The sequence below is a fragment of the Deltaproteobacteria bacterium genome (genome assembly GCA_016709225.1).
Lineage (GTDB): Bacteria > Myxococcota_A > Polyangia > Nannocystales > Nannocystaceae > Xiheibacterium > Xiheibacterium phototrophicum.
The window spans coordinates 857,161-871,438 of record JADJEE010000001.1 but is presented as its reverse complement, the minus strand read 5'-3'; the positions used below and the strand labels follow the sequence as shown (position 1 = coordinate 871,438).

Annotated in this window: 12 protein-coding genes; 3 read left to right on the top strand and 9 right to left on the bottom strand. The window is 71.1% G+C overall.

Annotated features, from left to right (window positions below; translation table 11 throughout):
- Positions 1 to 57: 57 nt before the first annotated feature.
- Entirely contained in the window at positions 58 to 1,191 is a 1,134-nt protein-coding gene (locus tag IPH07_03690; GenBank protein MBK6916484.1) for a M23 family metallopeptidase, read from the top strand.
- On the opposite strand, the gene IPH07_03685 is transcribed toward IPH07_03690, so the two are convergent.
- From IPH07_03685 to IPH07_03660, 6 genes are all read right to left on the bottom strand, one after another.
- Positions 1,155 to 2,138, bottom strand: a complete 984-nt coding sequence (locus tag IPH07_03685; GenBank protein ID MBK6916483.1) for a tyrosine recombinase XerC — start codon at positions 2,136 to 2,138, stop codon at positions 1,155 to 1,157. The two genes, IPH07_03690 and IPH07_03685, sit on opposite strands and share 37 nt — an antisense overlap.
- Before the next feature lie 98 nt (positions 2,139 to 2,236).
- Positions 2,237 to 4,045, bottom strand: coding sequence for a leucine-rich repeat domain-containing protein (locus IPH07_03680; GenBank protein MBK6916482.1), 1,809 nt, complete (start codon positions 4,043 to 4,045; stop codon positions 2,237 to 2,239).
- Positions 4,046 to 4,126: 81 nt separating this feature from the next.
- Positions 4,127 to 5,596 carry a DUF4340 domain-containing protein gene (locus IPH07_03675; GenBank protein MBK6916481.1) on the bottom strand — a complete coding sequence of 490 codons (1,470 nt, stop codon included), beginning with the start codon at positions 5,594 to 5,596 and terminating at the stop codon, positions 4,127 to 4,129.
- The gene (locus tag IPH07_03670) at positions 5,593 to 7,608 is read right to left on the bottom strand and encodes a Gldg family protein (GenBank protein MBK6916480.1); all 2,016 of its coding nucleotides are present in this window, start codon (positions 7,606 to 7,608) and stop codon (positions 5,593 to 5,595) included. Before IPH07_03670 ends, IPH07_03675 begins: the two co-directional genes overlap by 4 nt.
- Positions 7,609 to 7,610: 2 nt before the next feature.
- A complete protein-coding gene (locus tag IPH07_03665) occupies positions 7,611 to 8,507 on the bottom strand; it encodes an ABC-2 transporter permease (protein ID MBK6916479.1) in 897 nt (298 codons plus the stop codon).
- Positions 8,507 to 9,262, bottom strand: coding sequence for an ATP-binding cassette domain-containing protein (locus IPH07_03660; GenBank protein MBK6916478.1), 756 nt, complete (start codon positions 9,260 to 9,262; stop codon positions 8,507 to 8,509). The genes IPH07_03665 and IPH07_03660 overlap by 1 nt, the downstream gene beginning before the upstream one ends.
- A 259-nt stretch (positions 9,263 to 9,521) precedes the next feature.
- On the opposite strand from IPH07_03660, the gene IPH07_03655 reads away from it, so the two are divergent.
- Together IPH07_03655 and IPH07_03650 are read left to right on the top strand one after the other, a co-directional pair.
- Positions 9,522 to 10,703, top strand: a complete 1,182-nt coding sequence (locus IPH07_03655) for a hypothetical protein (protein ID MBK6916477.1) — start codon at positions 9,522 to 9,524, stop codon at positions 10,701 to 10,703.
- Between the two features lie 14 nt (positions 10,704 to 10,717).
- Positions 10,718 to 11,182 carry a DUF2781 domain-containing protein gene (locus IPH07_03650; protein MBK6916476.1) on the top strand — a complete coding sequence of 155 codons (465 nt, stop codon included), beginning with the start codon at positions 10,718 to 10,720 and terminating at the stop codon, positions 11,180 to 11,182.
- 12 nt (positions 11,183 to 11,194) lie between these two features.
- Here the strand turns inward: IPH07_03650 and IPH07_03645 are convergent, their stop codons facing one another.
- The 3 genes from IPH07_03645 to IPH07_03635 are packed head-to-tail and all read right to left on the bottom strand — an operon-like array spanning position 11,195 to position 14,135.
- Positions 11,195 to 12,493, bottom strand: a complete 1,299-nt coding sequence (locus tag IPH07_03645) for an aminopeptidase P family protein (GenBank protein MBK6916475.1) — start codon at positions 12,491 to 12,493, stop codon at positions 11,195 to 11,197.
- Positions 12,490 to 12,990, bottom strand: a complete 501-nt coding sequence (locus IPH07_03640; GenBank protein MBK6916474.1) for an NINE protein — start codon at positions 12,988 to 12,990, stop codon at positions 12,490 to 12,492. The genes IPH07_03645 and IPH07_03640 overlap by 4 nt, the downstream gene beginning before the upstream one ends.
- On the bottom strand, positions 12,990 to 14,135 hold the full coding sequence (locus IPH07_03635) for a hypothetical protein (protein ID MBK6916473.1): 1,146 nt from the start codon (positions 14,133 to 14,135) through the stop codon (positions 12,990 to 12,992). The genes IPH07_03640 and IPH07_03635 overlap by 1 nt, the downstream gene beginning before the upstream one ends.
- Positions 14,136 to 14,278 lie beyond the last annotated feature (143 nt).

Genomic DNA, 14,278 nt, shown 5'->3' with positions numbered 1-14,278 from the left:
GGGCGAGCGTCTGCGATACTGCACGGCGACGGGCCCCCTCGAGGGCCCGACCACCGCATGGCGCTCCGACTCCCCGCATGGCTGCAGGCCGGCCCGCTCGTGTTGGCGCTGGCCGGGTGCAAGCACACCCGCGAGCAGCCGCCCCCGGTGGTGCCCGAGCGCGCGACCCACTTGCAGCCGCGCTCGGCCGTGCTGGCCGACGCGGATCTCCTGGTCGCAGCACTCGCGAGTGACGACCTGCAGATGGTGCGGCAGTGGATGACACCCGAGCTGCAGTCGCGGCTGACCGCCGAAGGCCTCGAGGCCGCCGCGGCGCACCTGCGCAAGAGCTTCGGCCGCCCGCAGGGTCTGCTCGAGGAGCGCACGCACCACGAGGGATCGCTGCTCTGGTACTCGGGCGTCTGGGTGCACCTGCAGGAGCGGCGCAAGGGCGGCCCGGTGATGACACCGGTGCTCTACCAGTTCGCGCTCGACGACAAGCGCCAGCTCGCGCGACTGCTCGTGCGCGAGCACTGGTTCCTCGAGTCGATGCCGGGGCTGGCCGACGACTACCAGCCGATCACGCGGCTGCACTTTCCCGGCATCGGTGAGTGGACCATCAGCCACGGCGGCCGCAGCAAGGCGCTGAACCACCACTTCGGCGGCGGTGCACAGCGCTTCGCCTACGACGTCGTCGTGAAGCGCGGCGGTCGTCGCTCGCGGCCCGGCAGCGACGGCAAGCGCAACGACGCCTACTACTGCTATGGCGCACAGATCCTCGCGCCCGCGGCCGGCCGTGTGATCCTCATCGTCGACGACGTGCCCGAGAACCGCATCGGCGGCGGCGCCGGCAAGGCCGGGGGCAACGGCGTGGTGATCGACCACGGCTTCGGCGAGTACTCCTCGCTGTGGCACGGCATCCCCGGCTCGGTGCAGGTCGCCGTCGGCGACGAGGTGCAGGCCGGCCAGCCGCTGTTCCGTGCCGGCAACAGCGGCCACTCGAGCGGGCCACACCTGCACTACCACCTCTCGACCCGCGGTCGTCGCGGCGGTGATCTCGGCCTACCTGCGCCGTTCGTCGACATCTGGGTCGACGGCGCGTGGCACAGCCAGCACGAGCCGGTGCGCGGCGAGGCCGTCCGCAACGACCCACCGCCGGGGGTCGAGCGCCGCGATCAGGCCCGCGCGCCGCGGATCCTGCTCGATCTCTGAGGCGCTTCGTCGGCGACAGCCGGCGCCGCGGCGTTCGGCACCGCGAGCCGCTCGCGGGGATGCGCGCGCTCGTAGACGTCGAGCATCGCGCCGATGCTGAGGTGGGTGTAGCGCTGCGTGGTCGACAGGCTCGCATGACCGAGCAGGGTCTGGATCGTGCGCAGGTCGCAGCCGCTGTCGAGCAGGTGGGTCGCGAACGCGTGACGCAAGCCGTGGGGGGCGATGCGGGCGCGCGCGCCGGTCTGCAGGCTGCGCCGCGAGACCATCGCCCGCACGCTGCGGACCCCGAGCCGCGCGCCGCGATCGGCGATCCACAGCGCGCGCGCCGGTGAGTGCGGGCGCAGCAGCTGCCCGCGCACCGCCAGCCACGCCTGCAACGCCGACGCGGCGCTGCGCCCGAGCGGCACCATGCGGTCCTTGTTGCCCTTGCCCGCGACCACGCGCACGCGCACGCGACCGCGATCGTGCTCGAGGTGATCGAGGTCGATCGCGCACAGCTCGCTGACGCGCAGCCCGGCGCCGTAGAGCACCTCGAGCACCGCGCGATCGCGGATGCCCGCGACCCCGGGCCGCTGCGGCGCGTCGATCATGTCCTTGACGTCCTCGGCGGGCAGCGCGACGGGCAGCTTGCTGCGGCGCTTGGGGCTACCCAGCAGCACCAGCTCGTTGTCGGCGGCGAGACCGGTGCGACGCAGCCACTCACCGAAGCTCCGCAGCACCGAGAGCCGTCGCGCCACCGATGCGCTCGACTGCGTGCGGTGGACGGTGGCAAGCCACGCCCGCGCGGTGCGGAGATCGACGTCGCCACAGACGGGCGCGCGGCCGCGCAGGTGCTCCACGAAGGCCGCGAACGCCCGCAGGTCGCCGGCGTACGCCCGCACGGTGTGCGGCGAGGCCCGCCGCTGCAGCGTCAGGTGCTCCACGAACGCGTCGATTGCCGCCAGCATCGCCGAAGCAGATCGTAGCCCGGGGTCCCGCCGGGGCGCCAGAAACCCGAGCGGGCGACGCAACGGACGCCCGAGCCGAGCCCGCCTTCGTCACCGCGCTACGGGCACGCGACGTCGTGCTCGACCACGGCCTTGCGCGCGACGATCGCCGCGATCGCGCCGCAGTCGTCGGTGCTCAGCCCGGTCTCACGGGCATCGACCGCATCCGCGCTGCGGAAGGTCTCGTTCTCGACCAGCGGCCCGAGGTCGTCGATGGCGCTGCGCGCCACGTCGAGATCGTCGAGGAACTCGAGCGTCTCGGTGCCCGCGAGGCTCTGCAGCGGGTTGCCGGCCAGCTTGACCTCGACCAGCGAGGGCCAGTTGGCGAACACCGCGATGCTCTGCACGGCACAGTCTTCGCAGCGCAGCCGCTCGAGCTGCGTCAGGGGCGAGAGGCTCGAGAGGTCGGCCACGCCGCTGCGATCGAGGAACAGCGACTGCAGTCCGGTCGCGCCGGCGATGCCGGCCACCGCGGCGGCCGAGACCGCAGTGTCCTGCAGCTCGAGGCTCTCGAGCGCCGGCAGCGTGGCGACCACGTCGAGCTGGTCGACGCGCCCGCCTTGGTAGACCAGCCGCCGGAACACCGGCAGACCGGCGAGTGGCGAGAGGTCGACCGCGACGCCGTCGTGGCCGAGCTGCAGCGTGCCGAACAGCGGCAGCGTCGCCACCGCGTCGATCGCCGTCACCGGGTTGCGCCGCACGTCGATCTCCCGCAGCTCCGGGAGACCCGTGACCGCCGTGATCGACGCGATGCGGTTGTCGATCATCGACAGCCGCCGCAGGTTCATCAGCGTCTCGACGCCCGCCAGCGACTCGACCTCGTTGGCGCCGAGGTCGAGCACCGTCAGCAGGCCGAGCCCGGCGACCGGCGCGGTGGTGGTCACTGCGTTCTCCTGCGCGACCAGCCGATCGAGCACGTGCATGCCCTCGACGCCGTCGAGCGCGGTCAGCTGGTTGCGGGACGCCTCGAGCGAGATCATGCCCGTCGCCGAGCGCAGCGGCGTCAGGCTGGTGATCGCGTTGCCCTCGACGTCGACGAACTGCAGCCGCGCATGGTCGGTCAGCGGCGACAGGTCGGCGATGGTGTTGTCGGAGGCGTCGATCGACACCAACGCCGTCATGCCCGTCAGCGCCGCGATCGAGCTCAGCTGGTTCTTCTCGATCGTGATGCCGATGATCCCGACCAGTCCCGCGAGCGGATCGAGGTCGGTGATCTCGTTGCGTGCGAGGTTGAGGTAGGTCAGGCGTTCGAGCGCGGCCAGTGGTCCGACGTCGGTGATGCCGTTGCCGTCGAGCACGAGGATCTCGAGCCCGGACAGCTTGCCGACCACGCGCAGGTCCTTCACCGCGTTGTCGCTGAGCTGCAGCTCGGTGAGCAGCGGCAGGTCGAGCAGCGGCGTGACGTCGACGATCGCGTTGCCCGACAGCCCCACGGTGCGCAGGTTCTGGGCGCACTCGAGGCCCGTGAGATCGACGATGCCCAGCGACGGCGCCCGCAGGCCCGCGAGGTCGCGCAGCGCCTCGGCGAGCACCACCTTGGGCGGCTCCTCCCCCTCGGCCAGGCACTGCGCGCAGCCCTGCCCCTGCACCGCGTCGACGCACGCCTGCGTCCACGGCCCGTCGCAGCACGCCGGCACGCCCTCGCACACGCACGCCTGCACCTCGTCGTTGGCACAGCCGGCATCGTCGTGGGCCTCGCAGCAATCGCCGGGGCCCGGCGGCTGCGGCAGCAACTCCACCAGCAGCGCGCGCAGGGCGGGATCGGGCACCTCGACCTCGCCGACGCAGAGCTCGAGGTCGTCACCGCTGCCGATCTGCCCCGGCCCATACTCCGGTGCGCAGGCCGCCAGCGACAGGACGCCGGCCACGGCGTGGGCTACGACGCGCGCGTGCTTCACTGCACGCGACGCTATCACGACCACGCGCGCCGCGGCCCGACGGTGGTTGCGCTACGGCGACGGCGGCGGCGCTGCGCCGTCGTCCTTGGGCGCCGGCTTCGGCGCGGGCTTGGGCTTCGCGGGCGTGTCGCCGCCGGTGGGGGCACCACCGGGCGTGCCGCCGGTCGGCGCGCTACCACCGTCCTTCGGTGCCGGCGCGGCCTTCCACAGCTCGGTGCGCTCCTTGTGCACCTGCTTGTAGCTCATGTCGGGGATCACGTAGAACCAGCTGCCGAAGCGCTCCTGTAGCTGCTGCGCGCGCGCCTGGCCGTGCAGCTTCTTGGCCGCGTCCTCGCCCTCGGCGGCCGGCTCGGGCGCGCCGCCCTGCTTGTCCATCGACGGGTCGTAGCTGACGTCGACGAACATGTAGCGGTTGGCGGTCTTCTTGTCCTCGGGGTCCTCGCCCTCCATCACCGGCGCCGGCTCGGCGCCCTCCTCCTCGGCGCCGGCGGTGAGCGCCAGCCCCGAGTCGTAGGTGACCTCGCCGAAGTACAGGCTGTAGACCACGCCGTCCTTCGTGACCACGCGGGCCTCGCCCTCGTTGCCCATCAGTCGGGCCCCACCGCCGCCGGTCGGCGCGAGGAAGAAGCCCTTGGACTGCAGCACCTGCTGCATCTGCGGCGTGAGCTGCATCTTGCCCGGCGTCAGCTGCTCGGGCCGCGGGCGCACGCCGACGATCTTGATGTTCGCGATCGCGGTGACGATCTGTTTCACCTTCGCGGGATCGAGGAGCTTGCCCTCGGGCACCTCGACGCCGGCGGATGCGACCCACTCGTCCTTGCCGTCGACCTGCTCGAGCTCGGCCTGGATCGGCTTGCTGCCGATGACCTGACCGGCCTGCTCGTCGACCGTGTACGGGTCGTAGAACATGGTCACGACCTCGTCGCGCTCGACGTGCAGGAGGTCCTTCTCGATCCAGTCGGTGAAATTGGTCGAGATGTCGAGCTCGAGCTTGGCGCCGTAGACCCGCTTCTCGGACGGCGCGCGCAGGTAGTAGAAGCCCTGCTTCTCGGGGATCTGCTTGCCGACGATGACGTCGACCAGGGTCGCGCCCGAGGCGTCCTTGATGGTGATGTGCTGGCCGCGCTCGTCGCCCTTGCCGTCGGCGCCGGCGGGGTCGAGCACGCCGAAGCTGCCCTGCTCGGCCGCGTTGTCGCCGTAGTAGAGGTCTTTCTTGACGTCGATGAACGAGGCCGCGGCCTTGCCCATGCGCTCGGTGCCGTCGGCGGGGTAGTCGTTGTGGCTGGGGATGACCCAGCGGCCCTGCTTCTGCTCGACCGCGAAGCGCACGACCTTGGCCGACTTCTCGTCCCACGTGACGACCTCGAGCGAGGTCGCGAGGGTTGGGTCGGTGAAGCCCGGCGCCAGCAGCTCGCCGGTGTCCTCGTAGGCGCCCGCGGCGACCTCCTGCGGACGCATGCTCCACGCCAGCGCGGCGGAGCCCAGCGCCAGCGCGACCATGATGACGGTTCCGCGGTTCATGTGGCCTTTCCTTCCTGCGCACCCGTGGTGCCACCGGTACGGCGGCTCTGCGGGATGGTGTCGTGCTCGCGCCTGCGCTTGCGCAGGTAGATGAAGCCGCCCAGCAACAGCGCCGGGATCGGCGGCAGCAGCACCGACGCGATGCGGATGCGGTCCTCGATCTCGCGCGACTTGCGTTGATAGCGGGTCTCGACCTTGCCGACGGCCTTGGCCTTCTCGCGCTCGATCGATTCCTGACGCGCCTGCAGGCGGCGGTTCTCGGCCTGCTCGGCGCTCTTGAGCATGATCGCCTTGGTGGTGTCGTCGAGGTCGGTGCGCTGCTCGATGGCGTCGACCGCCGCCTCCAGCGACTTCTTGGCCTCCTCCAGCTCGGCCTCGGCCGACTTGTTGGCGGCCTCGGTCTGCTTCTCGCGCTCGTCGCGTTCCTCTTTCTTGAGGTTGTCGACGGTGGTGAGCCGGCGATAGCTCGCCTTGCGCTTGCGCAGCTCGATGAAGCGGTCGTCGCCGACCAGGCTGTCGACCGCGTTCAGCAGGAACGTGACGTTGTCGAAGCGGACATCGTCGAGACCGTCGGCGTCGACGTCACCGCCGCGCTCGTGCATCGCGTAGAAGTTGTTCCCGAACAGGTCGAGGTCGGCGATGACGATGACGTTCTTGTCCTTCTTCTCGCCGTCGCCGCCGCCCTTGATGCGCGCGGCCATGACCTTGGGCTTGCCGTCGGGCGGCGTCATCATCTGCCGACCGTCGTCGAGCACGCCCGGTCGCGGCGGCACCGGCCCCTGGATGCCGAACAGCGGGTGCCGCTGCACCATCGCGTCGAACAACGCCGAGCCCGAGGTGGCACCGACTTCGAGCAGCGGCGTGAACTTGTCCTGCCAGCCGGGCGCGGCCTGCAGCTCGCCGCCGAACATCATCACGATCTCGTGCAGGCCGTCGACGGTCGGATCACGGCCGGTGAGGCTGTTGCTGCCGTCGGGGCGCGGCCCGACAAAGACGATCTGCGGCGGCACCTTCTCGAGGGTCGGGTGCGGGTTGTAGGTGTCCGAGATGATCTCGTCGGCCTGCCACTGCACGCCGATGTCGCGCAGGAAGCCGAGGTAGTCGCCCTTGGGCTCCGCCGGCGGACCACCGCCGCCGCCGAACATGCCGCCGCCACCTTGCCCGGGCGGTGGCAGCTTCTCCTCGGTCGGCGAGGTGCGCACGTCGAACAGCGGGAACGGATCGACCGTGAGCAGCGCGGGGCGCCCCGCGTCGACGTAGGCCCGCACGGTGTCGAGCTCGTCGGCGGCGCAGCTCGGCAGCTGCGGCACGAACAGCAGATCGATGTCCTCGGGCACCGGTTGCTTGGGGTTGATCGAGCGGATCTCGTACTGCTTGCGCAGCTCGTCGACGATGCGCCACGCGGGCTGCTGCGAGCGCGCCTGCAGGTCGAAGTTGCCCATGATGGTCGCGTCGGTGCGCAGGATGCCGACGACCTTCTTCTTGTCCTGCGTGACCACCCGCAACGCGCGGGCGATCTCGTACTCGACGCTCAGACCGCGATCGAGAAACGGCACCACCTCCTCGCGCGGGCCCGACACGAACGCGAGCCCGAGGAAGGTCTCCATCTCCTCCATGCGCCCGCCCTCGCGGTCCACCAGCGGCCGCGGCATGATGTTCCACTTCTCCATGGCCTCCTCGGCCTCGGGGGAGTAGAGGTCGGGCTCGACGATGCGCACGGTGAGGCCGGCACCGCCCTGGGCCTCCATCTCGCGCAGCAGGTTCATCAGCCGCAGACGGACCTCGACGTACTCGCGCGGAACCTCGGCGCTCACGAACGCGTGCACGACCACGGGACGCTCGCTCGAGATGCTGCGGATGAGTTCCTCGGTCGCCGGGGTCAGCCGCGACAGCTGCTCCGAGGTGACGTCGGCGCGCGTGCGCGCGCGGGTGGTGGCGTAGCCCAGCGAGGCGACCGTCATGGCCAGCGCGCCGAAGCGGATGAGTCGATGATTGCGTGGCGACAGTGGCATGACTACCAGTGCCTCCTTCCGAGCAGGAAGCTGCAGAGGTAGAGCAGCACCGCGGTGCCGCCCAGGAAGTAGACCGCATCGCCCAGGCGCACGATGCCCTCGCCAAAGCTGGCGAAGTGGCGATCGACCGCGAGCGACTCGAAGACCTCGACGAAGCGGTTCTTGCCGCCGTCGTCGTCGTGCAGCCAAGGCATCAGCGACGGCAGCCAGAACGCCAGCCCCACCACCGCGCCCAGGCCCCCGGCGAACGCCGCCTCGGCGAGGTCGCCGGCGCGCAGCACGAAGACCACCAGCGCGAACGACAGACCGAGGACCACGGTGCCGAGCATGCCCGCGGCCCACGGCTCGCTGCCCGCGAACACCAACCCGGCGCAGCCGAGCGCACCGAGGATGAACGCGACCGTGGCATTCGAGGTGAACATCGACGCCAGCAGGCCGACACCGCAGAACAGTGCGCCCATGAGCCAGTAGCCCAGGTAGGTCGAGAACATCAGGCCGGGGTCGGGGTCGCCCAGGTACGACAGCACGAACACGTGCGCGACCGAGAAGCCCAGCGAGACCGTGAACATGCCCAGCACGCCGAGGTACTTGCCGAGCACGACCTCGAGGTCGCGCACGGGTGCGGTCAGCAGGATCTCGTCGGTGCCGCCGCGTCGCTCGTCGCTCCACGCGCCCATCGTCACCGCGGGCACGAAGAACATGAGGATCGCCGGCATCATCTTGTTCAGCTCGGCGAGGTCGGCGAGGTTGCGGGCGAAGAAGCCCTCCTGCATGAACGCCGCCGCCGCAGTGGTCGCGATGAACAGCGTGAGGAACACGTAGCCGGTGGGGTTGCCGAGGTACTGACGCAGGTCCTTGCGGACGATGGCCATCACGGCGCGGGTGTCGATGCCGAGCATCACGCCACCTCCTTCGCAGGCTTGCTGCCGGTGAGCTCGTGGAAGCGGACTTCGATGCTGCCGCCGGCGACCAGCTCGTCCTTGGTGCCGGTGAACACGATGCGACCGTCGTGGATCATCACGACGGTGTCGGCGACCGCGTCGACCTCCTGCAGGATGTGGGTCGAGAGCAGGATGGTCTTGTCCTGGCCGAGCTCGCGGATCAGCGCGCGCACGTCGCGGATCTGCAGCGGGTCGAGGCCGCTGGTGGGCTCGTCGAGGATGAGCACCTCGGGGTCGTGCAGCAGCGCCTGGGCCATGCCGACGCGCTGGCGATAACCCTTCGAGAGCTTGTGGATGGGCTTGTGCAGCACGCTACCGATCGCGCAGCGCTCGACCGCACGGTCGATGGCCCGCGCACCATCGCTGATGCCGCGCAGGTCGACGAAGAACTGCAGCGACTCGGCCGGCGTCATGTCGCGATACAGCGGGCCGCTCTCGGGCAGGTAGCCCAGGCGCCGCGCCAGCTCGAGACGCGCCTCGTGGTTGGTGGGGTCGTGATCCAACACCCGCGCGCGACCCGAGGTCGGCGCGAGGTAGCCGGTCAGGATCCGCATCGTGGTCGACTTGCCCGCCCCGTTCACGCCCAGGAACGCCGCCACGGTGCCCTTGCGGACCTCGAACGAGACCTGGCTGAGCGCAGCGAAGCCGCCGTAGGATTTCGAGATCGATTCGGCTCGGATCGTCACCGGCCGCACGCTGTCCGATTCGCTCATCGCCCCTCCTCGGGTGGGCCAGCCCGCGTGGGCCGCAGGCGTCGACCGAGCCCTGGCGATCAGAGGTCGCCGTCGGCTCGGGTCATGCGTTCTCGGGGGGACCGCAGCGGTTCCGTCGAACGATGCGCATGAAGCGCAGTGGGACTGGCGCGGGCCAATATTGGGTTGACCCCCGCCGATGCGCAAGCCCCCTGCGAGCTCGCCCCGCGCGAAAAGCTGGGCCGACCTCGCGCCCGTGGCATAAGTGGCGGCGATCCCCATGGCCCGCGCCCGCCGACACGCCCGTCTGGTCCTCGCCTCCCTGCTCGCTGCGGCCGCGTGCCGCGATCCCGCGACCGCCGATCCCGGCGTGCAGAGCCCCGCGTCCCCGACCCCCGGGGGAAACGCCGGCAAGGCCGACCCCGCAGGTGATCCCGCCGCCGCCGCGGGCGCGACGGTCCACGCCGACACCAACGCCGCGGCCGCGGCCACCCCGTCGACGCCGCCGGTCGCGGCCGGCGAGACCTTCGGACCCGCGAAGCTGACCAAGCTCGACGATGCCGCGCGGCGCAGCTTCCTCGACGGCGAGGCCGACGCGCCGATCCCCGTCGACATCCACTACGTGCAGAGCAACGAGACGCGGCACGATCTCTACTTCGAGTACATCCGCGACAAGGGTGGTGCGTACATCGGCGTGGGCTCGGACATGAACTTCACCATGATGGCGGTGATGAAGGCCGAGTACGCGTTCCTGCTCGACATCGACTATCGCGTGGTCGACCTGCAGCGCATGTACGAGGTGTTGGTGCAGGCCCACGACCAACCGCGCGCGCTGGTCGATGCGTGGCACGCCAGCCACGAGGCCGAGACCCGCAAGCTGCTCGAGGACGCATTCGCGGCCGAGGGCGAGAAGGCCCAGAGCCGGATCCTGCGCGGCTTCGCGACCGCGCGCGAGACCGTCTACCGCCACCTCGAGCGGGTCATCGCCCGCAAGCAGCAGGGCGAGCCGGTGAGCTGGTTGTCGGACCCCGAACTCTACGCCCACGTGCGTGCGATGTACCAGACCGGACGCGTGCGCATGATGCCGGGCAACCTCGCCGGCAATCACAGCCTGCGCACCGTCGGCGCGGTGTGCAAGTCGCTCGGCGTCACCGTGCGCACGCTCTACATGAGCAACGCCGAGGAGTACTTCAAGTACACCGACGACTTCGTCGCGAACATCGAGTCGTTGCCGGCCGACGCCGACTCGAGGGTGCTGCGCACGATCTACAACAAGAAGTGGGTCCACGCCGATCTGTGGGCCTACCAGGTCCAGCCGCTGCAGGACTTCCAGACCCGCCTCTCCGACAACCACAAGAATCGCTCGCGCAACCCGATGCTGCGCTACGCCGATCTCGAGGGCGCGTTGGTCAAGGACACCGGACGCGAGGGCCTGACCCTGGTCGCACTGCCCAAGCCGTGACACCATCGCCGTCGATGTCCGCGGGCGCCCCCCCACGCCACACCGGCCTCGACGCGATCCTGCTGCTCACGCTGCTGTCGTTCGCGGCCACCTCGTTGCTGTTCGATCGCGCGGCCGCGATGGACCTCGTCGCGCCCGACAGCGTCGACCCGTTCGGCCGTGCGCTGCATTGGTTCGGCGTGCGCTGGGATCCGCTGGTCGCCGCCAATCCCCAATTCCTGCGCGTGATGTCCGGCATCTCCGCATTCGTGATGGGGCCGTTCTACCTGTGGGCGGCCCGCGCCCTGCGTCGCGGCGATCCGCGGCTGCACGGCGCCGCGCGGATCTACATGGTGGCGATGCTCTACTCGATGGTCGTGCACGTCTGGGTCGAGCTGTTCGGCGAGCTGCCACCGCCCGACAAGCTGGTGTTCGCACTCATCTACGCGCCGTACTGCGCGCTGCCGGTGGCGCTGTGGTGGCGCACGCGGCCGGCCTGACGCCGGCCGGCCTCACGCAGTCGGGCGCACGTCGAGCTGCGGCGGCGCGAGCTCGCCGAACACGTCGACGCCGTCGGCGGTGACGAGCACGATGTCCTCGGTGCGCACGCCGAAGCTGCCGGGCACGTAGATGCCGGGTTCGTCGGACATCGTCATGCCGACCGCGAGCACCTGCTGGTTGCCGCCGACCAGGTACGGCGGCTCGTGGACCTCGAGCCCGATGCCGTGGCCGAGCCGGTGCGTGAAGTAGCGATCGTCACCGCCGTAGCCGGCTTCGAGCATCCCCGCGCGCGCGGCAGCGTCGACGCTGGCCGCGGTCACGCCGGGGCGGATCGTGGCCAGCGCGGCACGCTGCGCGGCGCTGGCCGCCGCATACGCGCGCGCCAGCGCATCGCTGGGCTCGCCGACCACCCACGTCCGCGTGATGTCCGAGCGGTAGCCGTGCAGCGACGCGCCGGTGTCGACCAGCACCACGTCGCCGGCGGCGACCGACCGGGTCGCGCCGCTACCGTGGGGAAACGACGCGTTCGGACCGACCAGTGCCAACGCCCACGGGTCGGTGAGGCCGGCGGCGACCAACGCCGCGTGCATCCAGGCCGCCACCTGCGACTCCTGCACGCCCACGCGCACGCGCTCGGCGACCGCGGCGATCGCCGCCTGGGTGGCCTCGTTGGCGCGACGCAGACGCGCGAGCTCGGCGGGTTGCTTGTGCAGGCGCACCGGACCGATCACATCGTCGTCGCGCAGCTGCGCCTGTGGGCAGGCGCGGCGAATGCCCGCCACCACGAACGCGCGCATGCTGGGCTCGATCGCGAGCTGGGCCCGCGCCAGCCACGGCGCGTGACGGAGGGCGACCGCGAACGGATCTTCGTGCTCTCGCCAGGGCACCAACGGCAGCTCCGCGCAGCGCTCGGCGACCGATCGTTGCTCGAACGCGGGACACAGCACGAACGCGCTGCGATCGGCCCGCAGGATCAACAGCAGCGGCCGCTCGGATCGACCCCACGACAAGCCCGCGAGGTACACCGCAGCGGCGCCAGGCTCGACCGCGACGGCGTCGGCGCCGGCCGCAGCCATGCGCTCGCAGACCGCGTCGCGATGGCCCGACCACTCGAGCGCATCGGGGGCCGCGATGCCGTCACAGCGCCCGTGCAGCGCCGCGAAGGCATCGGGCTCGCTCGCGTCGGGCGGCGCGGTGACGACGGGCGCCGACGGTGCGCGCGGCCCCGCGGCCGTCCGCGGGCGGCCGCACGCCACCGTCGCGAAACCCGCGGCACCCGCGAGCACGCGTCGTCGCGACCACCGACTCATCCCATCGCCGCGAGCAGCTTCTGCTTCTGCGCGTTGAACTCGTCGTCGGTGAGCAGGCCCGCGATCCGCAGTTCGTTGAGCTTCTCGAGCTCGCGCGCGAGCTCGTCGGCGGTCCGTGGCGCCACCGTCGGCGCGGCCGCGGGCGCCGCCTGGGGCGGATGGCCGTGCGGCGGATAGCCCGGCGGTGGATAGCCCGGCGGTGGATAGCCCGGCGGCGGGTAGCCCGGCGGCGGGTAGGGATAGCCCATCGCGGGCGGCAGCACGTTGAAGACCAGCGGACTCGGACCCAGCGCAGTGCCGTTGTAGCGGCGATTGAACTCGTCGGGATCCATCAGCGCCAAGATGAAGAAGTCGATCAGTCCCAGCACCGCCGGGATGAAGGTGAGGCTGAACAGCAGGTAGACGATCCCGGAGCCGATGCGCCCGAGATAGAACTTGTGCACGCCCAGGCCGCCCATGAAGAGCGCGAGGATCGCCGCGGTGCTCTTGTCCTTCATCACCATCCCTCGCCGGTCTTGCGATCGCTCAGCATCTTCGACATCGGCTGCCCGAAGTCGTCCTGCGCTGCGCGATACGTCCACTCGCCGCTGTCGAGATCGAGATCCTCCACCACGGTGCCGTCGTCGCGCAGGGCGATCAACGTCTCCACCAGCGCGGCCTCGGTCCAGCGCAGCTGTCTCTGCACGCCTTCGAACGTCATGGGGCCGGTGCGATGCAGCACCGCCAGCACCCGGCGGCAGCGCTCGGCGACCACGTGGGGATCGGAGCTCCGCGCCGGCGGGAGCGCCGGGATCGCGGCGGCGCCCTTGCGCATGCCCATGCTGATCGCCGCGCCGCCAACCGCCATCATCGCACCGAACACCGCCACCCCGACCAACCCGAGCGGGTTGAGCCAGGCCAACGCCGCGCCCACCATCGCCAGCGCGATACCGCCGACGATCATCTGCGGCCCCGACACCGGCACGCGCAGCGCCCAGGCCACGAGATCGTTCGGTCCCGCGTCGCGGACCGCGGGCACCGATCCGGTCGCCGGGCGCACCGACACCGCGGCCTGCGTGCCGCGAGCGCTCAACTCGGCGATGGGGTGGCGGGCCACGTGCGACAGGCTAGCATCGGCGTCGTACACGATCCCATGCGGCGCTGTTCCCAGCGGCCGCGGCCCGCCGTTGCGCGAGGACGCGCGCGCCGCCGCGCGAGCGGCCGTGCCGCAGACCCATCGCCGCGGGTGCGCGCACGCGGCCGCCCCCTCGCCCGCGAGGCGTGGGGTTGCCGCGCTCGCGTCGACGCGAGCGAGCTCGGATGGGCGACTTGCCCAGGCCGCCCGCGGTCGCGCGGCCCCACGAGCGCGCATGTGGTCGCGATCACGTGGGGGCGCGCGCAGACAGAACGCCGCGGCGTCGCGCGATCTCGACGGGGAAAGCGGTGTGGCTATCGGCACAATCGACGACGAGTTCGCGATGGTGCCCACGTGGGCGGCGAGGACCATCGCCCGCACGCGCGATGACGCCCCGCGCTCGGTGTGCGGCGTCGGAGTCGCCTTTGCCGAAACTACGCAGCTTTCGACGGGAGGCGCACCGCGTCGCCGCAGGCCGAGAACCCGCGCCCGCGGCGGGGTTGCGCTGCGTTGGACCCACGCGCGCATCGCTTGCCGCAGGCCTTCGCTCGACCGCGACCTCGGTGCCCTGCGTCGGACGACGCGTTGGATCGTGCGGTGGATCCATCGGTCCCGCTGCATGTCACGACTGCATGCCGCGACGCATGAAGTGGATCATCGAGGTTTGAAGC

What these genes read in the sequence shown, in the direction of transcription:
- IPH07_03690 (MBK6916484.1), top strand. Translation starts at nt 58, where the DNA reads ATGGCGCTCCGACTCCCCGCATGGCTGCAGGCCGGCCCGCTCGTGTTG.
- IPH07_03685 (MBK6916483.1), bottom strand. Translation starts at nt 2,138, where the DNA reads ATGCTGGCGGCAATCGACGCGTTCGTGGAGCACCTGACGCTGCAGCGG.
- IPH07_03675 (MBK6916481.1), bottom strand. Translation starts at nt 5,596, where the DNA reads ATGAACCGCGGAACCGTCATCATGGTCGCGCTGGCGCTGGGCTCCGCC.
- IPH07_03670 (MBK6916480.1), bottom strand. Translation starts at nt 7,608, where the DNA reads ATGCCACTGTCGCCACGCAATCATCGACTCATCCGCTTCGGCGCGCTG.
- IPH07_03665 (MBK6916479.1), bottom strand. Translation starts at nt 8,507, where the DNA reads ATGCTCGGCATCGACACCCGCGCCGTGATGGCCATCGTCCGCAAGGAC.
- IPH07_03660 (MBK6916478.1), bottom strand. Translation starts at nt 9,262, where the DNA reads ATGAGCGAATCGGACAGCGTGCGGCCGGTGACGATCCGAGCCGAATCG.
- IPH07_03655 (MBK6916477.1), top strand. Translation starts at nt 9,522, where the DNA reads ATGGCCCGCGCCCGCCGACACGCCCGTCTGGTCCTCGCCTCCCTGCTC.
- IPH07_03650 (MBK6916476.1), top strand. Translation starts at nt 10,718, where the DNA reads ATGTCCGCGGGCGCCCCCCCACGCCACACCGGCCTCGACGCGATCCTG.
- IPH07_03645 (MBK6916475.1), bottom strand. Translation starts at nt 12,493, where the DNA reads ATGAGTCGGTGGTCGCGACGACGCGTGCTCGCGGGTGCCGCGGGTTTC.
- IPH07_03640 (MBK6916474.1), bottom strand. Translation starts at nt 12,990, where the DNA reads ATGAAGGACAAGAGCACCGCGGCGATCCTCGCGCTCTTCATGGGCGGC.
- IPH07_03635 (MBK6916473.1), bottom strand. Translation starts at nt 14,135, where the DNA reads ATGCGCGCGTGGGTCCAACGCAGCGCAACCCCGCCGCGGGCGCGGGTT.